General features: G+C 55.0%; 13 protein-coding genes. 9 read left to right on the top strand and 4 right to left on the bottom strand.

Annotated elements, in window-relative coordinates; translation table 11 throughout:
- Positions 1–117: 117 nt before the first annotated feature.
- Complete coding sequence (locus ACE3NW_RS08470; RefSeq protein ID WP_374282369.1) at positions 118–3,501, bottom strand: AsmA-like C-terminal region-containing protein; 3,384 nt, start codon at positions 3,499–3,501, stop codon at positions 118–120.
- 146 nt (positions 3,502–3,647) lie between these two features.
- On the opposite strand from ACE3NW_RS08470, the gene ACE3NW_RS08465 reads away from it, so the two are divergent.
- Positions 3,648–4,700 carry a glycosyltransferase gene (locus ACE3NW_RS08465; RefSeq protein WP_374282367.1) on the top strand — a complete coding sequence of 351 codons (1,053 nt, stop codon included), beginning with the start codon at positions 3,648–3,650 and terminating at the stop codon, positions 4,698–4,700.
- Positions 4,701–4,780: 80 nt separating this feature from the next.
- Here the strand turns inward: ACE3NW_RS08465 and ACE3NW_RS08460 are convergent, their stop codons facing one another.
- Positions 4,781–5,164, bottom strand: coding sequence for a hypothetical protein (locus ACE3NW_RS08460; protein ID WP_374282365.1), 384 nt, complete (start codon positions 5,162–5,164; stop codon positions 4,781–4,783).
- 83 nt (positions 5,165–5,247) lie between these two features.
- Between ACE3NW_RS08460 and ACE3NW_RS08455 the strand changes: the two genes are divergently transcribed.
- From ACE3NW_RS08455 to ACE3NW_RS08425, 7 genes are all read left to right on the top strand, one after another.
- On the top strand, positions 5,248–6,666 hold the full coding sequence (locus ACE3NW_RS08455; protein ID WP_374282363.1) for a radical SAM protein: 1,419 nt from the start codon (positions 5,248–5,250) through the stop codon (positions 6,664–6,666).
- 314 nt (positions 6,667–6,980) lie between these two features.
- Entirely contained in the window at positions 6,981–7,427 is a 447-nt protein-coding gene (locus tag ACE3NW_RS08450) for a flavodoxin (protein WP_374282361.1), read from the top strand.
- A gap of 164 nt (positions 7,428–7,591) precedes the next feature.
- A complete protein-coding gene (gene galE, locus ACE3NW_RS08445; RefSeq protein ID WP_374282359.1) occupies positions 7,592–8,578 on the top strand; it encodes a UDP-glucose 4-epimerase GalE in 987 nt (328 codons plus the stop codon).
- Between the two features lie 302 nt (positions 8,579–8,880).
- Positions 8,881–9,897, top strand: a complete 1,017-nt coding sequence (locus tag ACE3NW_RS08440) for a bifunctional methionine sulfoxide reductase B/A protein (protein ID WP_374282358.1) — start codon at positions 8,881–8,883, stop codon at positions 9,895–9,897.
- A 541-nt stretch (positions 9,898–10,438) separates the two neighbouring features.
- Entirely contained in the window at positions 10,439–15,100 is a 4,662-nt protein-coding gene (locus ACE3NW_RS08435) for an EAL domain-containing protein (RefSeq protein WP_374282356.1), read from the top strand.
- 323 nt (positions 15,101–15,423) lie between these two features.
- Positions 15,424–15,582 (top strand): Arm DNA-binding domain-containing protein, encoded by a 159-nt coding sequence (locus ACE3NW_RS08430; RefSeq protein WP_374282354.1) that lies wholly within the window; start codon positions 15,424–15,426, stop codon positions 15,580–15,582.
- Between the two features lie 54 nt (positions 15,583–15,636).
- Positions 15,637–16,191, top strand: a complete 555-nt coding sequence (locus tag ACE3NW_RS08425; RefSeq protein ID WP_374282352.1) for a tyrosine-type recombinase/integrase — start codon at positions 15,637–15,639, stop codon at positions 16,189–16,191.
- 252 nt (positions 16,192–16,443) lie between these two features.
- Here ACE3NW_RS08425 and ACE3NW_RS08420 read toward each other — a convergent pair whose 3' ends face one another.
- Complete coding sequence (locus ACE3NW_RS08420) at positions 16,444–17,127, bottom strand: GTPase family protein (RefSeq protein ID WP_374282350.1); 684 nt, start codon at positions 17,125–17,127, stop codon at positions 16,444–16,446.
- A gap of 66 nt (positions 17,128–17,193) precedes the next feature.
- On the bottom strand, positions 17,194–18,183 hold the full coding sequence (locus tag ACE3NW_RS08415; protein ID WP_374282348.1) for a GTPase: 990 nt from the start codon (positions 18,181–18,183) through the stop codon (positions 17,194–17,196).
- 521 nt (positions 18,184–18,704) lie between these two features.
- On the opposite strand from ACE3NW_RS08415, the gene ACE3NW_RS08410 reads away from it, so the two are divergent.
- On the top strand, positions 18,705–18,855 hold a 151-nt coding region (locus tag ACE3NW_RS08410; protein WP_374279632.1), incomplete at its 3' end, for a helix-turn-helix domain-containing protein.

The following is an 18,855-nucleotide window of genomic DNA, read 5'->3' as shown; positions in this document are numbered from 1 at the left end:
CCGGAACCGAGTTAGTTTGTGCAAAAAAGAACACAACTGGCACCCTATCCCCTAAAACTGGCCCTGTCAACGGGTGCAAAGAAGAATGCTCGGCAAGTTGTGTTTGAGGCGGGTTTGCTATCTAAAAAGTTTCCAGGTTCCTTCCACCACACTGCCAAGCACATCCACAACGCCCATGGTGAGGCCGCCAAGGGTGTTGAGCAGTAACTTGCCTGCACCAATGGATGTTTTGCTGTTGTCGAGGCTGCCGTAAAGGCGCATGGGAAACTCGGGCAGATTTTTCATGTTTACGGTAAAATTGCAGTCGAGGGTGTCGTTGTTCAGATCAACCCAGCCGCCGCCGGTAACCGTCAGATCATTTCCCTTGAGATAAAAATCACCACTCCTGGCTATGCCGCCGGTAACAGCACCAGAACTGCCCGACGCGTCAAACCGCGTGGGTTTGCCCTTGAGCTGGCCGTCCTTGTCGCGCGACTGATAAAAACCGTTGTGAACGTTGAAGCGCCATTTTCCGTTAAGGCGGGATGGTATCTGGCCAGAGGCGGTCAGGTCGGCATCCACCTCGGAATGGATTGTGGCCTGCCCGCCCAGAGCCGCACTGCCGCCCCTGTCCTTGCTGGCAGCGGCCAGGTCAAAGTTGTCGATGCTTAGGGAATTGGCAAAGCTAACGCCCTTGTTAAAGCGCAGTTCGCCGTGCGCGGCCAGCGGTGAGCCATAAAACTTGCCGCCAAGTGTTTCATATCTGAGGTTGCCGTTTTCCATCCTGACTTTGAGGCGCATGTCCTGGGTGTGCAGCTTCCATACGGTAAGCAGGCCCACCTGCGCCTCGCCCTCGGCAGAAAAAGCCTTCATGAAGCGCAGATCCCATGGTTTGCCCTCAACCGGCTTTTTGGGCTTGGGGCTGTCGCCCGTTGCGCCGCCCGACTTGTCGCCCATGTAGCGGTCGATATCCAGATGGGGCATGTTCAGCTTGAAGCGCAGCGCAAGCTCCTTGCGCCAGTCAAGCCCTATGGAGCCTGTAAGGGTGTTCTGGTCAATCTTGGCATTGATTTCGGTGAGCGAAAGCGATGCAGCATCGCCCCTGAAGGCCGTATCAAGCTCGACCCGGCGCAGGGCTTGCGGCACGCTGGGGCTGGCCGCGCCCATCAGCCGCAGTGTTTTGGAAGAATCGGGAATAAAGGCGGATATTTTGCCCTGCCAGGACAGACCATCCTTACCCATGCCAAGCTGGGCCGAACCAGAAATATCGGCTCCCAGGGCGTTGGCGTGCGCATCGCTGACCGAAACCTGGTTGCGCGCTGCCTGACAGCTGAACTTGCCCGCAACCTGCGCCTGCAAGCCCTCTGGCTGAATGGATTTTTCTGCGCTCAGGTTGGCCCTGAGCGTGCCGGGCAGATTCTGAAAGTCCATATTGCCGCCGCCCGCGCCGTCGCCGCTGAACCACAGCCTGCCGTTCAGGGCCACATCGGCATCAATGCCCTCGTCGGTGATGGTGGCGGCCCACTGGCCCTCAAGGCCCAAACGGCCCTGATCCCACGCTGCCGTGCGGGCCTTGAGGCTCACATCCAGCGTTTTAAAGCCCACAGCACCCAGCGATGCCTTGGAGCTGGCATTGCTCGGGGGGCGCAGCTGGCCTTTTTCGGCCCTTGCGGTCACAGTGCCGCGCAGTTTGCCCAAGAAGGTATCCAGCTCGCGGCCCTGGCTCATTATGTCCACATCGCCGCGCATCCTGCCGCCGCTCACGGGCATGACGGGCAGATCCCTGGCAAGGTTTTCGCCGTTCACATCGCGCATGTGCAGGCGGATGGCATAGGGTGCTTCGGGGCTGCCGCCAAGGATTGTATCGCCCTTGACGCTGCCGCCGTACAGTGTGCCGTCCACGATCAGCAGGGTGTCTTCAAAATGTGTAACCGGGTCCACCAGCCCCTGCTTTATGACCACCAGGGCGTCGTTGATGACAATGGGGCCGTAGTTGACGCGCGTGGCTCCCAGCCGGATGTTGTAATCAAGCCCCACCTCGCCCGGCACAACAGGCTTGCCCGGCATGGGCGTGAGGGGGCCGTGCCCGTAGCGGGGTTCTGCGGGCTGTACGCCCACAGATTCCGGGATGGCGCGGCCCAGGTTTACCGTTTCGGCCTTGAGGTCGAGCACCAGTTCGGGCCTGGCCCAGTTTGCCACGCCGCCAGAACCAAGAAAACGGCTGCCAGAGGCGGTTACGTCTATGTGCGGCACGCGCAGTCCCTTGCCGTCTACTGAAAAATCAAGGCTGCCCAGGGTCACCTCGTCCAGGGCCACTTGCAGGCCGGGCGCAAGGTTGCGGGCAAAGCCCAGCCATTCTGTGAGGCTGGCCCTCTGGATCTGAAGCCTGCCTTCCATAAGAAACATGTCCGGCCCGCCCAGATGCAGCATGCCGTTGACGGCCACATCGTCGGGGCCAAGCAGCAGGCGCATGTTTTCAAGGCTGACCGACTGGCTGTCGCCCTTACGTCCTCCCACCGTGCCGGTGATATGGGCGGGCAGCAGTACTTCGTCCTTGCGCAGCTCGGCCTCAAGATCGTTGGCGAGGCTCCAGCCACGCTCGTCGGCCTTGAGCGCCAGAGAAAAATTGAGACGGGCCAGCCAGATGGGCAATTGCAGCGTGCCCCTGGCCGCCAGCAGCGGCGTGCTGGAAAGGGGGGCGGAGATGTTGGTTTTGCCCTCGATGCTCAGATGGTCAAGCCGTGCCGGGGGCTGATTCTCTGGTTGCAACACGGCCGTGGCGCAAAAAAGATTGCCCTGAAGGCGCGTGGTTTCTGCTGCTTCAATGTCGCACTGCAAGCCCGTGGCTGTCAGGCGTGTCTGGTCTGTTCCGATGAGGTTTACCTCGCCCTGCGAAACCGCCAGTCTGAACCGCCCCGGCAGCAGCGATGCCTGTGCGCCTGTGCCGGTGGCAAGCTGGGCTATCCACGATTGCAGGGATGATTCATCCGCAGCGGCATTGGCCGCTGGAGCAGGCTGGTTTGCAGAAGCGGCAGCGGCACTGGCCGGGGCACTAGGTTGGGCAGCAGAAGTGGCAGCGGGGGCGTTGGCTTGGCCGCTGACTGGGTCTTTTGCGGTTTCTGCCGGGTCAGGTTGCAGCAGCGAGCTGGCCAGGGCCACAGGCACTTGCCCCTGAAACTGCGGGCGCAGCAGGGTGATATTGCGGGGCAGCAGTTCGCCGCGCAAAAGGGCCAGAAAATCTGGGCGCAGCGTGGCATAGGCAACGGTAAAGCTCAGCCCCTTGCCCTGCACGCTGGCATTGCTGACAGCCAGTGAAGGCAGGGGCAAAAGCGCCACATTGACCGATTCAACCGTGATGGCAAGCCCGGTGCTGGCGGCGATCTGTTCAATATAATGTTCGGCCAGGGCTTGCGGGTTGCGCTGCAACAGCCAGAAGACCCCCGCCGACATTGCCGACAGGGTTAGTAGCAGCGCCAATAGAATGCGCGTTATCAGGCGAATCCGGCTGGGGTTTAACGGCATGTGTATTCTCGCGTCTTGACGCCTTGGGGCGTCAAGGCTAGGTTTTGAACCTATTGCAAATCGGGCCTGTTGGCAACCGCCAGGCATGGGATGCCAAGTATCTGGGCGCAGTTGGCGCAGAACCTCATTACCGATGGCGGGGGCGCATGCAGCGGCTATTGTGGATAGGCAGTCCTTTTTTTAGCGACGCCCTTGCTTCCTGCGGCTGGGATGCGGTGGCCCGGCACAATTTTGAGCATGCTGCCGTATTTGGCTGGCATGATCTGGTGCGCATTGCCGGTTTTGAGCCTGACGTGCTGGTGGTTGCCGATAAAAGCCGTGCCCCCTTTGTGCTGGGGGTAGAGGACTTTCCCTGCCTTACCGTCTTTTACAGTGTGGATTCTCACATCCATTCGTGGCAACCGTATTACGCGCAGGCTTTTGATGCGTGTCTTGTGTCGTTGCGCGGGCATGGGGGCCGGTTTGCTGGGGCGTATCTGCCAGCGGAAAGGGTGTGGTGGTCGCCAGCCTTTGCCTGGGCAGATGACTGGCCGGAATCCGGCATCGCAAGAGATACGGACTGCGTTTTTGTGGGCACGGTCAACGCCAATCTGCCCCTGCGCGCTGCCTTTCTGGAAAGGGTGGGGGCTCAACTGCCGGGCTTGCGCGTGGTGACAGGCCCCTACCGCCAGCTGTATGCCCGCGCGCGCGTTGTGCTGAACCACTGCGAGCACGGCGATCTGAATTTCAGGGTTTTTGAGGCCATGGGCTGTGGCAGCTGCCTTGTAACGCCGCGCATAGGCCACGGCTTGACCGATCTTTTCAGGGAAGGCGAACATCTGCGCTGCTATGCGGCAGATTCGTCTGATTCCGGGCTGTGCGCTTCGGTGGATGCCGCCGCTGATGAGGCTGTGGCCCAGGTGCGGCATCTGCTAGAACACCCGGACGAGGCCGACCGCATGCGGCGGGCCGCTCTGGAATGCATTGACAATGCGCACAGGGCAGTACACCGTGCCGAGGCCTTCAGCAGCCGGGTGCGAGCATTGCTGGCCAGCGATCCCCACATTGTTGCGCGCCGCCGCAGCAATGCTGCCGACGTGCGCAGGCAATGCCTGCGGCTGCCCTATCTGCACTGGGCCGAAGAACTGCGCTCCACTGGGTTGGGAGAGGCCTATCTGGCTGCGGCCAGAGGGGAATTCGGGCTGCCCTGGCAACAGTAGGGGCAACAGTTGCGCTGTTGCTGCCGCGCGGCATCTGCTGGCGGTTCGCAGCTGTCAGGGAGCTGGCGCTGTGGCGGCGATCAGTTTCTGCCGTTGCGGTGCGGTGCGGAAGGTATGCCCACGGCGGGATCAAAATGCAGATCCAGTGCCGGGTCTACGCCGGGGGCCGAGGGGCTGGCGCTCTGGGCCGGGTCGCCAAAGCTGAGGTGCAGCAGGGGGTCTTCTGCCGGTTGGGGCGCAGGGCGGGGGGCCAGGCGCGTGGCGCCGTTGCCGCTGCCAGCCGCTGCGGAGGCGGCAACATCCATGGCATCAAGGCGTGATTCAAGCGAACGCAGCATCATGCGCATTTGGGCATGTTCTTCGTGCAGGGATTTGCAAAGTTTTTCCTGGCTGCGCAGCATGTGGTACAGCACAGCCAGTATTCCGAAAAAGCACAGAAAGATGAAAAGCATGATGGAAAACATGGCAGGCCTCCAAAAATACGGGCCGGGCAGGCCCGGCCGACAGTTTTTATATACGTTCAACACTTCTTGGGCAAGGAGCTTTTATGGCCGCGCAACACATTGAACCGCATCTTGTAATGGCAGACGAGCGCGGCAATATTTATGATGATCCTGATCTGCTCATGGTTTGCCGCCGGGGAGCCCAGTGGGGGCTGCCGCGTCCCGACGAGCTGATCCCCCTGCCGGACGAGAGCGAATTTTTTTTGCTGCCGGGGCGCAATGCCGTGGGGCTTGATCCCGAAACCGGGCTTATCACGCCGCCAGAAGGCGAGGCCCCGCTTGCCGTGGCGGCCTTTGCCGCCCCCGGCTATACCATTTCGGCCCACCCAGCCTACGAAAGCGGCGAAAACGCCCCGCTTTTGCCCCTGTTTGCCTATGGGGCAGTGGGCTATGCCAAGGGGCGGTTTTATATCTGTGCCCGCCGGGTAGACACCGAGCCCCGGCAGATATTCAGCCATATTGCGCGCGGGCGCATCGAGCAGGGGGCACGCGGCCTGCTGCGCGATTATCCCAAGAACAGGCTTATCCGCCACATCATGGATAATTGCGTGGCGCGTTACGATTGCCCTGCGGCGCGCAACTTTGCCCTGGGCCGCTACGAGGCCCCGCTGCCATCCTCGCGGTCGTGCAATGCCAGCTGTGTTGGCTGTATTTCTGCGCAGGAAAAGGATTCGCCCATCCAGTCCACGCCGCAATGCCGGCTGGCCTTTACGCCCAGCCCCGAAGAACTGGCCGAGGTCATGCGTGTTCACGCCGGGCGCGAAACCCGCACGCCCATCTATTCCTTTGGTCAGGGCTGCGAGGGCGACCCGCTCATGAATCCTGATCTGCTGGTTGAGAGTGTGCGGCAGTTCCGCGCTGGGCAGGGCCCCGGCACGGTAAACTGCAATACCAACGCCTCGCGTACCGATGCCGTCATACGGCTAGCAGAGGCGGGGCTTACCAGCATGCGCGTGAGCCTCAACAGCGCCCGGCCCGAACTGTACAACCGGTATTACCGGCCATCGGGATATTCCTTTGACGATGTGCGCGCCTCCATACGCGAGGCACGGCAGCGCGGCATATGGGTTTCGCTCAATCTGCTGGTCTTCCCCGGTGTTACTGATACGGAAGAAGAACTCGACGCCCTGGCGCATCTGGTGGGTGAAAACGGCGTGAGCATGATTCAGTGGCGCAATCTCAATATTGATCCCGAATGGTATTTCAAGCTGATGAGCAGCAGCGAAGGGCCGGACAAGCTGGAACTTTCGCCCAGCATGGGGCTCACCTCATTCATGAAACGCCTCAAAAAGCTCTGCCCCTGGCTGCGCTACGGCTATTTTAACCCCTATCTGGGCGAAAAGGCCGAGCTGGCCGTCCCTCTGCCGGGTGAGTGGAGCATGCCAGCCCCCAAGGCGCGTGAAGGCGCGGCACTGCCGGAAGACGGCGACGACGCCATGGGCGAGGACACGCCCAGCGAATAATACCGCGCCCAAAAGATGCCCCTATTCAGGCCCCGTTGCTGCAACGGGGCCTTTTACGTGTGTAGCCGCAAGGGGCCGGGCCAGAAAATTATTTTATTTTTGTGATGTCCATCACAGATGTTTTGTGGCGCTGGTGCTGATGTGGACTTGCGCGGGTCACTGCCCGCCGTGTGTCACGAAAAGTATTGGGCCACGTACCAGATTCGGTAAAAATCATGGGGCATGATGGTTTGCCTTGACAGCCGGATTGAACGGCCCTATCCATTTAGAAAATGAATTTCAATTTTAAACTACAGGACGTCAAGGAGACCACCATGAGCAAGGTACTCATCGTATTCGGTTCCAGCACCGGCAATACAGAAAGCATCGCCCAAAAGCTTGAAGAGCTGGTTGCAGCTGGCGGGCATGAAGTTACGCTGCTCAACGCAGCAGACGCCTCGGCAGAAAATCTGGCAGAGGGCTATGACGCCGTTTTGTTCGGCTGCTCGGCGTGGGGCATGGAAGACCTGGAAATGCAGGACGACTTTGTTCCCCTGTTTGATGAATTTGACCGCATGAAGCTGGCTGGCCGCAAGGTGGCTGCCTTTGCTTCCGGCGATCAGGAATACGAACATTTTTGTGGCGCTGTTCCCGCCATTGAAGAACGCGCCAAGGAGCTTGGGGCGGTCATTATTGCAGACGGCTTGAAGATGGAAGGCGACGCCGCCAACGATCCCGAGGCTGTGGCCTCGTTTGCAGAAGACGTGCTCAAGCAGCTGTAAATGCGGCGCGGTCTTGCCGCACCAGCCAAAGGCCCGCCAGCGAACCCGCATGCCATGTGCATGGGGCGAGTGAGCGGGCCTTTTCTATCCTCTTGCCAAATGATTTCGACAAGTGCAAAATTACCCTCCGCCAATTTGCGGCGAGATGAAGGAGCGGAGCGAGTATGGCTGTTCTGGTTTGCGGTGGTGCTGGGTATATCGGTTCGCACAACGTGCGCGCCCTGTTGGAGCGCGGCGAAACCCCGGTGGTGCTCGACAATTTTCTTACCGGTCACCGGGCATCTGTTCCGCAGGGGGTGCGCCTCTACACCGGCGACATGCGCGATCCCGCGCTGCTTGACGCGGTATTTGCAGAGCAGCCCATTGAGGCCGTACTGCACTTTGCCGCCTGCTCGCTGGTGGGCGAAAGCATGGAGCAGCCGCTCAGGTACTTTCAGAACAACATCCACGGCATGATGGTGTTGCTTGAGGCCATGGTTCGTCACCATGTGGACAAGATTGTTTTTTCGTCCACCGCCTCGGTATACGGCGAGCCCGATGCCGTGCCCATCCCGGAAAGCGCCCCTCTGCGGCCCACCAATCCCTACGGCGAAAGCAAGCTTGCCATGGAGCGCATGATGCACTGGGTGGGCGGGGCGCACGGCATACGCTCTGTGATTCTGCGCTATTTTAATGTGGCGGGGGCCTGGGCACAGGGCGAAATTGGCGAAGACCACAGGCCGGAAAGCCACCTGATCCCCATTATTCTTCAGGTTCCGCTGGGTAAAAGACCGCATGTCACTATTTTTGGCGATGACTACCCCACGCCAGACGGCACGTGTATCCGCGATTATCTTGATGTGGTGGAGCTGGCCGATGCCCACATGCGCGCTGTTGATTATCTGCGTGCTGGCGGTGCAAGCGAGGTGTGCAACCTGGGCAATGGCACGGGGTTTTCTGTGCGGCAGATGGTGGAGGCCGCCCGCCGCGTTACCGGGCACGAGATTGCGGTTGCCATGGGGGCGCGTCGCCCCGGCGACCCGGCAAGACTTGTGGCCTCGGCCCAGCGTGCCAACGAAGTGCTGGGCTGGACTGCGCGGGCAGACATAGACAGCATCATTGCCTCGGCCTGGGCCTGGCATTCGCGCCATCCAGAGGGTTTTGACGAATAATATTTTCCTGTGCTCCACATGTGCTTGCGCCTGTCCGTCCTGCGCCTGTCCGTCTTGCGGATGGGCGCTTTTTTCTTGCAGGGGCGTGGCACGTGCCGCACTATCATTTTGTGCCGCGCCACACCCTCGACAGGCGCGGCCAGGTGCTTATGTAAAAGTACCACCCACCGATGCGCCGGGAGGAGCACATGCCCAAATTTGCACGGACGTTATTTCTCCTCATTTGCATACCATTTATCCTGCTGTGTCTTGGCCTGCCCCCTGTGGCGGGCAATGCCCAGGCAGAAGGTAAGGAGGTTTTGATGCAAAAGACCTATCCCATGCCGCCGCTCTCTGGTCTTGAGGCCGATGTGCTGCTACGCAAGGCCACAGAACCGCCCTATACTGGTGAATATATTGATAACCACGCGGCAGGAACCTACATATGCCGCCAGTGCGGCATGCCGCTGTACCATTCTGAGGACAAGTTTGAATCCGGTTGCGGCTGGCCCAGTTTTGACAAGGAGGTGGCGGGCGCGGTGCGCCGCGTGCCCGATGCCGATGGCCGCAGGGTAGAGATTGTTTGCGCCAACTGCGGCGGGCACTTGGGGCATGTTTTTGAGGGTGAGGGCTTTACGGAAAAAAACACGCGCCACTGCGTCAATTCGCTTTCCATGAAATTTGCCCCGGCAGGAAGCGATGAAGAAAAGGCCGCGCTGGCCCGGCTGGACAACAAAACCTCTGGCCCTGCTGGTCCTGCTGCCCATGCGAGTGCTGCGGCCAATACGGCGCAACCCACGGCGGCAAGTGGCTGCACGGCCACGGCAATTATGGCTGGGGGCTGCTTTTGGGGGGTGGAAGATGCCTTTCAGAAGATACCGGGCGTGTGTGAGGCTGTTTCCGGCTACACGGGCGGCCATACGGTCAATCCCAGCTACGAGGATGTTTGCCGGGGTGATACGGGCCATGCGGAGGCCGTGCTGGTGCGATTTGACCCGGCGCGCGTTTCATACGAGCAGATACTGCGGCGTTTTTTTGAAATCCATGACCCAACCCAGCTGAACAGGCAGGGCCCCGATTGGGGTGAACAGTACCGCTCGGCGGTTTTTTATGAAAATGCCGGGCAAAAGGCCGTGGCCCAAAAGCTGATGGGGCGTTTGCGCATGCTTGGATACAACGTGGTTACCCAGCTTGCGCCCGCCGGGACATTTTATGCGGCAGAGGCCTATCATCAGGACTTCACCCGCCGCACGGGCCGTGGCGCGTGCCATATGTCTGTGCCGCGTTTTTCACAACGGGCAGACGGAACCCCGGTGGAGGACGACAAAGGCTTGAAATAGCCCCAGGCAAAGACGGAGCATTGCTTTTTTGTATGATTTTGCCTGATTCTCAAGGCTAGGTTCAGAAATTCAGGCGGCAACCAGCCAAAAGCAAAGGCCCCCATCATGCTTTCAAAGTTTAAGCATGGTGGGGCTTTTTGCTTTGTCTACCTGATGGGGGTCTTACCAGTTCCGCACTGCGCCCATCGGGTGGGGGCCGTTGTCCCCCGAGTCTTCTGCCAAAATAGAAATGCAGTTCCATAAAGCAGGCTGCAAACTCCCATTATTGTTTTATTTTTCGATTTGAAGCGGATTTCGACTCGGAATCCGAGATGACGTTGCGTGCGGAAAAATATTTTAGAAAAGGAATAGTAAAAATATCCATATATATTTAATAGTTGCCGACAGTGGTGAGAAGGGTTTTTTGTTCACAAATATTTTTGCTTGTGGCATAAATGTATATACCCATACTTTGCCCACGGAAGGCGGATTGAAGTTTGCAGATGCAGAGATAAGAGGCGGTTGCCATGGAATGATCGCCCTACAATGCCAGGAGTATCTCATGAACAGTATCAAATGGCTGTTTATGGTACTGGCCGCAGCGATATTTCTGGCGGCCAGCCCACCGGCCGTAGCCGTCGATCAGGCTCGGAGTCTTGGGCTGACGGATGATGAAAGGGCATGGCTACAAGATCATTCCGTTATCCGCGTAGGCAATCAAACCAACTTGCCACCTTTCGATTTTGCCGTCGGGAACTGGCCGCAGGGCTACAGCATTGATCTTATCAATCTGCTTGCCCAGCGCATCGGGTTAAAAGTGGAATACGTCACCCGGCCGACCCGGGAAGAGCTTCTACAACTGTTCAAGCAGGACTATCTGGACCTGTTGCATTCGCTTTATCGCACACCGCAACGGATAGAGCTCGGCATCTTCTCCGAGCCCTACTTTCGCATGAAGCAGGTATTCGTTACGCGCAAGGTTGACGCGAACATTTCCGATTTCAAGCAGTTGAACGGCAAGACCGTCGCGACCGGCAAGACGTGGGCAGACTCGGAATTTTTGGCGGCACAGTACCCCGGCATCAAACGGATCTTCCGCGACAGCGTCGAGCAGATGCTGGAGGCCGTGTCGAACGGAGAGGCCGATGCCGCAGTTCAAGGGGATGGGGTTGCCGAGTACTGGCTGCGGAGACGAGGATTTACGGATCTGAAGATTTCCGCCTGGGCCACGGAATTTGACAAGGGAAGGCCTCAATCTTTTTACTTCATGGCGCAGAAGACCGCTCCGCAGTTGATCTCCATGCTCGACAAGGCGCTGGCCTCGGTGACCCCCGGCGAGTTGCAGGAATTACAAACCAAGTGGTTCGGCTCCGGCGCCGTCAGCGAAGCGACATCAGAGGTCAGACGCATCGACCTGACCGAGGAACAACGGGACTACCTTCGCCGCAAGGGGCCGGTCAGGATGTGTTCCGCGCCGTCGACCCCGCCCTTTGCCCAGATTACCAGCGACGGAACCCATCAAGGAATCGCCCCCGATATCATCTCGAAATTGGCAAACCTCATCGGCACGGAGATCACCCTGGTTCCGACCACAACGTGGAACGAATCGGTCGAATTCGTCAAGGCCCGGCGATGTGATATCCTTTCCTATGCGGGGATGACCGAACAGCGGAAAGAGTTCCTTGATTTCACCACCCCTTATTTATCCATGCCCATTGTCGTCGTGACCCGGAACGATCAACCCTTCATCGTCTCTTTAAAACCATTTTTAAATGAATCCTTTGGCGGCATCAGGGAAACGGCCTATGTCGCGGCCTTCAAGGCGCAGTATCCAACGGCCAGTATAACAGAATTCGATAGCAGTCTCGAAGGGTTACAACAAGTCAGAAGGGGAAAGTTGTTCGGCTTTGTCAGCGCTTTGCCCATCGCCGCCTACCAGATACAATCTCACGCGTTTCTCGATCTCAAAGTGGCCGGACAACTGGACGAAAAATTCGAGATGGCGGTGGCGACACGCAACGACGAGCCGCTGTTGGGCAGCATTTTCCAGGCCGCGATCAATGCCCTACCTCAGGATCAACGCCAGGAGATTCTCAATAGATGGCTTGCCGTCCGTTACGAGCAAGGCTTCGATTATGCCCTGATGTGGAAAATCGGACTTGTCGTCGCAGTCTTGTTCGCTGGCGTTCTGCTCTGGAATCGACGGCTAGCCAAGCTTCACGCCCGGATTGCCGCGCAGAATGCCGAACTGTCCATTGCCGCCGCTGCCTTCAACTCCCAGGAAGGCATGATTGTGACAGACCCGGATAAAGTGATCCTGCGCGCCAATCAGGCATTCCTGGAGATCACCGGCTATCGGGCAGAAGAAGTGATCGGCCAAACTCCACGTTTGTTTTCATCCGGGCGTCACGATGCGGCGCTTTATCAGGCCATGTGGGACGCCATCGACCATGCAGGCACCTGGCAGGGAGAAATCTGGAACCGCCGCAAGAATGGCGATCTTTATGCCACCTGGCTTACCATCTCGGTTGTCAGGGACGAAAAGGGAGACGTCGCCAATTACATCGGCACGCAATTCGACATCACCGAGCGCAAGAGAACCGAGCAGGCGCTGGCCGAAAGTGAAGCCCGATTCCGAAGGTTCTTTGAGGATAATGGCTCGCTCATGTTGCTGGTCGATCCGTCGAACGGTGAGATCATCGCCGCAAATCGTGCTGCGTCGGCCTATTACGGCTATGCGCCGGAACGTTTGACGGGAATGAACATCAATCAGATCAATATACTGCCCCCCGATGAGGTCGCGCTCGAATGCCAGCAGGCGCTTCACGAGGAGCGTTACTATTTCAACTTCCGTCACCGACTCGCTTCCGGCGAGGTTCGCGATGTCGAGGTTTATTCCACGCCGGTGGAATTCGATGGCAGGCCCATCCTCTCTTCCATCGTGCATGACATCAGCCAGCGCAAGGCGGCCGAGGCCAGATCACGGCGCCTGGCCAATCTTTACGCGGCGTTGAGCCAGTGCAATCAGGCGATCGTACACTGCGCCAGCGAAGTCGAACTGTTCCCGAAGATCTGTCGCTGCGCGGTCGATTACGGCTTTGCGAAAATGGCCTGGATCGGCTTTGTCAACGAGGAGGGCTCGCTGCTCGAACCGGTCGCCTCGTATGGCGACGACACGGGGTATCTGGATGATCTCCTGATTCCAATGGATGAGGGTAACCCGCTTTCAAGGGCACCTGCCACCACCTCGATCCGCAAGGATCAGGCAATATGGTATCAGGATTTCGCCCATGATCTAGAGATCGGTCCCACCTCGCAATCTTGGCATGAACGCGCGGCGAATGCCGGCATTCACGGGCTGGCTTCCCTCCCGTTGCATCGCGCAGGTTCTGCGGTCGGGTGCCTTGTCATCTACGCCGACACGGTCGATGCCTTCGATGAGGAGGCCCGCAAGCTTTTGATCGAAATGGCGATGGACATCAGTTTCGCGCTGGGCAATTTCGCCCGGGAGGCCGAGCGACTGCATTCGGCAAAGGCGCTGTGCGCCAGCGAAGCGCGCTATCGTCTCGTTTTCAAGACCAGCCCGAACGCCATCGCCATCAACCATCTGGACGATGGGGCTTATGTAGAGATCAACGACGGATTTACCGGCATGACGGGCTTTGGCCAAGATGATGTCCGGGGACGCACGTCCTTCGACATCGATATCTGGGGCGATCCCGAAAGTCGTGTGTATCTGGTTGAACGACTGAAGCAGAATTCCATCTGCCAGAACATCGAGACCCAATTCAGGAAAAAGAACGGGGAACTACTTTGGGGTTTGATGTCTGCGTCGGTCATTGAACTCGATGGTGTACGCTGCATTCTTTCCGTCACACGGGATATTACCGATATCAAGAAGGCCGAGGAGGAGATCAAGACCCTCGCATTTTACGACCCGTTAACGCATCTGCCCAACCGGCGGCTTCTGATGGACCGCTTGCAGCAAGCTCTCGCCCTTTCCACCAGAGACATGTGCAAGTGCGCCTTGTTGTTCATTGATCTCGATAACTTCAAGACCCTGAACGACAGCAGTGGCCATGCCATCGGCGAGCTCTTTTTGCAAGAAGTTGCCGAGCGTCTTGTCGCCAGTGTGCGCGAGGCCGACACCGTGGCCCGACTGGGCGGAGACGAATTTATTGTGCTCATCGAACAGTTGAGTAAATCTATTGAAGAGGCGGCAAAACAGGCCGAGGGAGTCGGCGAGAAAATCCTTGCCGCCATCAATCACCCTTATCAGCTTGCCGACAGAGAATACCGAGGCACGACCAGCATCGGCATAGCCATGTTTGGGGGGCAGCATGAGAATCCTGACAAGCTTCTGATGCAGGCCGATATGGCGATGTATCAGGCTAAGGCGGCAGGACGCAATGTGATACGCTTCTTTTCGCCTGACCTCCAGAACACCCTCGATTCCCGTGTGGAGACGGAAAATGACTTGCATCTGGCCATCGAAAGAGAACAGTTCTCTCTTCATTACCAACCGCAATGGGATAATGGCAGCCTTGTAGGTGCCGAGGCGCTGATACGTTGGAACCATCCGGAGAGGGGCGTGGTGATGCCGGGAGACTTCATTCCTTTGGCCGAGGAAACCGGGTTGATCCTGCCATTGGGGCAGTGGGTGTTGCAAACCGCCTGCCGACAGATTGCGGCCTGGAGTGACCAGCCGGACATGGCCCATCTCACGCTCGCGGTCAATGTGAGCGCCCTTCAGTTCCGGCAGCCGAACTTCATCGAACAGACGGTTACGACGCTGGAGCAAACTGGGGCCGACCCTCAGCACCTCAAGCTCGAGCTCACGGAAAGCATGCTGGTGGATAACGTCGAAGACGTCATCACCAAGATGTTGGCTCTGCGGTCACGTGGCGTGACGTTCTCGCTGGACGACTTCGGGACCGGCTACTCGTCGCTGTCCTACCTGAAACGCCTGCCCCTGGACCAGGTGAAGATCGACAGGTCGTTCGTCAAGGATCTGCTGACGGACGCCAATGACGCGGCCATCGCCCGAACCATTGTCGCCCTGGGACAGGCCATGGGGCTGTCGGTTATCGCCGAGGGCGTGGAAACCGAAGCCCAGAAGGGCTTCCTCACCAGCTTGGGCTGCAATGCCTTTCAAGGGTACCTTTTCGGGCGGCCAATGTCCCTTGATGCGTTTCAAGCGCTGGTTCGCTGCGGAGTTGTGTGACACCACAGGAATTATTGAATTCAGAAGGTTAGAGTCTGTCCTTTCACGCCGTCGACAGGGGTTCAAATCCCCTTAAGGACGCCAAATGTAGGTATCAAGAAGAACTCCAAAATGCGTAACTGCTTTGGAGTTATTACTTTTTTGTTCCAGTATCGTTTCCCAAAGTGCGCCCAAGTCACCTTGTATCCGCACATTTTGTAGGTATATTTGTAGGTATCGAAGCCGTGGTGCTAAGATGATACCTACACTTTAAACACCTATACATACATCTATTTTTCTACGATGTAGGTATCTCCCCATCAAGAAACTCAACGGGAGAACATGTGCTTAACGATACCCTCATTCGCAGTTTGAAGGCAAGTGACAAGCCACAGAAGCATTTTGACGGTGGCGGGCTGTACCTTTTCATCCCCTCCAATGGCAGTAAGCTCTGGCGCATGGCCTATCGCTATGGCGGCAAGAGCAAGCTTCTGTCTTGGTGACTATCCCACTGTGGGCCTCAAAGATGCCAGAAATAGCGCGAAGACGCCAAGCGCTTGCTGGCGCAGGGTATCGACCCAGCGCAAGAAAAGCGGGAACAGCGGGATGCGCTGATTTCTGAAAACCGTGATACCTTCAAGGCCATTGCTTTGGAATTGCACGGCTCACAGACTGTGGATTTCACAGAAAAGCACCGCCAAACCATGCTCTTTCGGCTTCAAACCTATCTCTTGCCTGTGCTTGGCAATAAGACCATCAAACGCATTGAGCCGCAGGACATTCTTGCCATTGTCAAACCCATTGAAGCGCGGGGACAAAACGAAACCGCCCGCCGCCTCATGCAAATTATGGGGCAAATTTTCCGATATGCCGTGGTGACGGGCCGCGCCAAGCAAAATATCACGGGTGATATGCGCGGGGTGTTGCGGCCTCGTCGTGTGACCCACCGCGCCGCCATTACAGACCAGCGCAAGGTGGGACCACTTCTCACCAAAGGTGAAGACTGCCTTTTTACCCTCGGAGAGCGCACGTATTACGAAGCAATACTGAAGTGCGCCCTACGGGGTATTTGCGAGGATAATAGCACTACGAAAGGGGGAATTTACAACTAAGCTGTTGAAGTAGCAGGATGTGTTTGAGGGTGCTTGGATGTGTCAGGGCGTGCGTGGAGGATTTTAAGACTGGGGAAATTTTCTTCAGAGAGACCGCTTATTATAATTGATTGTAGTTTAGAGATTTAATTATATATTAGATGATGAATTTATACAAAAATTAATTTGCAATCCATATTTGTAAATACACTATCAAAGGTAGTCGATTTGTTGAAAGACCGTTGGAGTTTAACTACAACCTGTAGTTTGGGGTTACTTTACCAATTGCCTACGTTGAGTAGGGATATTATCTATGACCATGTCCATAAGCTGCTCGATATTATAATTATGTGCAGCAGAATAATAGACTGGCAAATTAATTTTTACTCCGGTACTTTCTTGGATTCTAATCTGAAAGCGAAGAGACATATTTTCCAAAAAATCTTTTAACGGTTCTTCAGGCTCATTACGTTGTTTATCCCAAAATCTACCTTTCATAGCCATATCAGCTTGATTAATCGCAACTAAAATTCGATCTGCTTGGATGTTAGGAATAATTACGTCACATAAGAGTTTGTTTGTGGTTCCCAAGTCTCTATGAGACCCTTCAATAACAACTAGAGCCAAGTCAATGAAGCCATGAGTTATATTATCTCTGGTATAAGTTTTATAAAGTAAATCTATAATCTTTTTTGAATGAATACGATCGGCTTCAACACCGTCACCTAAGCCTGGTGTATCCCAAAAGCGCGCCACATCACTTAATTCATAACTTGTTAAATCCATTGTTTCTGGGTCAACACCACAACCGACAGTTGCTACCGTTTCACCAAACAGTACGTTGATAGTAGTAGATTTACCAGCACCTGTCACACCAGTTATCATCACGTCAAGAGGATAGATAGACATAGATTCAAGTTTTTTTTTAATGTCATTCTTTCTATATGATGAAAACATATCGGCCTCTTGTCGTGATAGATATTACTTGTATGTTATTGATGTAAAATTACAGTGGATCTAACTCTACCAAAAAGAGAAAAAGCTTTTTATTGCACCAACAACTGCCCCCGCAACAGTCCCTACTGTCTTGCCAATAAATTCGCCTGTCTTACCAAATATCTTACCTATGTTACCACCAATTTCTGCTCCGTCTGCCGCATATTCGCATACTGTTTGAGCAAATGATTTTTTTATCTCTTCTTGATAATCTTTGAGTTCGTCATTGTCGCTCCAAACTTCACAAGACTTATTAAGATTTTCAATGTATCCTAATCTCTTTTTGGTTGGAGTGTTTTTCACAATATAGTAAAAAAGCTTTGAGAGATTATATGGATTTTGCTTTTGATCTCCCTCTTTATATCCAGCACTGTAATAGATGGGAGTTGTATCAACCCCGGTTCCTTCTTTAATTCTTCTCTTAACTGACGCTACTTTCTCATCGAGAAACTTAATAAGCGGAAGTTCAGGTTTATTTTCAATATCATTCCAATATTTTCCTTTCATAGCTATGTCGCATTGATTTATTGCAACTAAAATGCGTCCTTCACGCTCTTTTCCCAAATTTGGAATTATGACTGAATTGATAAGTTCATATGATGTTCCAAGATCACGAGAACCACCATCAAGAATGACAAGCACAAAATCTATGAGTGCTTTTCCGTTTTTATCTCGCTCGTGTAATTTTTGTGTTATGTTTTTAGCGTGGCGTGTGTCAGCTTCTTTTCCGTCTCCTAATCCAGGGCTATCCCAAAGTATTAAATTTTTTAGTTCATAACGGCTGATATCCATTGTTTCTGGATCAACTCCGACTCCAACCTTTGCAACTTCTGTACCGAACAGTGCATTGATCGTAGAACTTTTTCCGCACCCTGTTGCACCAGTAATCATTAAGTTGATTTCTTGATTTTTTAGCTGAAGAATGTTTTTAAAAAATCTCTTTTTTTGTTCTTCTGACAAATCAGAATTAGAAACATCGTGTTCCATTGCTGAGTAAATATCATTCTTGTTTTCCATCAGAATCTCCATTTATTTATTTGCAAGAAAAATGATGCTTGCAAATTTATAATTTTGACACCACATTTTTTTGTTTAAGCTTGATATTTAATATCAATATTTATGCCTTTTAAGATAAAGGCAATATGTTTCATGAATAGTACAATGTTGACCTAAGTCAGCACAATGCTGTGCTGTCAAATAAATAAAGTGAATGTTATATATTCGTAATTTCCTAGCATGAAAGACTTCAGTTGGAAAGTGTGTTTTTACGGTTGTTTGTGTGGTAACTGATGTTCAGACGGTGACTGTGCGCGGCAGGCCTGGATGACGACAGGCAATGATAATTATAAAGGATTATTGCATTGATTTTGTGATAAAAGCATATTGCAACTTGCATAAAGCATAATTGCAAAAATTTTTACATTATTTCATTTTGTAGGGCGGATTCAACTTACAAGTGCAACACCCTCAAAGTTGAATGAAAAGGCAAGGTGGTATAGCCCTTTAGCCTCTCCATCCAACCAAAGATTGAAGGGCGTATGGGCTATGCACACCTTGCCAGGGAAGAACGGTACTACATCTGCCAGGCAGTGAAAAGTGGAACGTCACTGAGGGCCATAGCCAAAGCGATAGGCCGTAGCGTCTCAACTGTAAGCCGCGAACTTGCGCGAAATACCGGGGCGCGTGGCT

Origin of the sequence: Desulfovibrio sp., assembly GCF_041907885.1 — a bacterium.
Classification (GTDB): domain Bacteria; phylum Desulfobacterota; class Desulfovibrionia; order Desulfovibrionales; family Desulfovibrionaceae; genus Desulfovibrio.
Note: the sequence above shows the minus strand (reverse complement) of the source record. Positions and strands in the feature narration are given on the sequence as shown.

Coding starts and splice junctions, on each gene's coding strand:
- ACE3NW_RS08470 (WP_374282369.1), bottom strand. CDS start 3,501: ATGCCGTTAAACCCCAGCCGGATTCGCCTGATAACGCGCATTCTATTG.
- ACE3NW_RS08465 (WP_374282367.1), top strand. CDS start 3,648: ATGCAGCGGCTATTGTGGATAGGCAGTCCTTTTTTTAGCGACGCCCTT.
- ACE3NW_RS08460 (WP_374282365.1), bottom strand. CDS start 5,164: ATGTTTTCCATCATGCTTTTCATCTTTCTGTGCTTTTTCGGAATACTG.
- ACE3NW_RS08455 (WP_374282363.1), top strand. CDS start 5,248: ATGGCCGCGCAACACATTGAACCGCATCTTGTAATGGCAGACGAGCGC.
- ACE3NW_RS08450 (WP_374282361.1), top strand. CDS start 6,981: ATGAGCAAGGTACTCATCGTATTCGGTTCCAGCACCGGCAATACAGAA.
- galE (WP_374282359.1), top strand. CDS start 7,592: ATGGCTGTTCTGGTTTGCGGTGGTGCTGGGTATATCGGTTCGCACAAC.
- ACE3NW_RS08440 (WP_374282358.1), top strand. CDS start 8,881: ATGCAAAAGACCTATCCCATGCCGCCGCTCTCTGGTCTTGAGGCCGAT.
- ACE3NW_RS08435 (WP_374282356.1), top strand. CDS start 10,439: ATGAACAGTATCAAATGGCTGTTTATGGTACTGGCCGCAGCGATATTT.
- ACE3NW_RS08420 (WP_374282350.1), bottom strand. CDS start 17,127: ATGTTTTCATCATATAGAAAGAATGACATTAAAAAAAAACTTGAATCT.
- ACE3NW_RS08415 (WP_374282348.1), bottom strand. CDS start 18,183: ATGGAAAACAAGAATGATATTTACTCAGCAATGGAACACGATGTTTCT.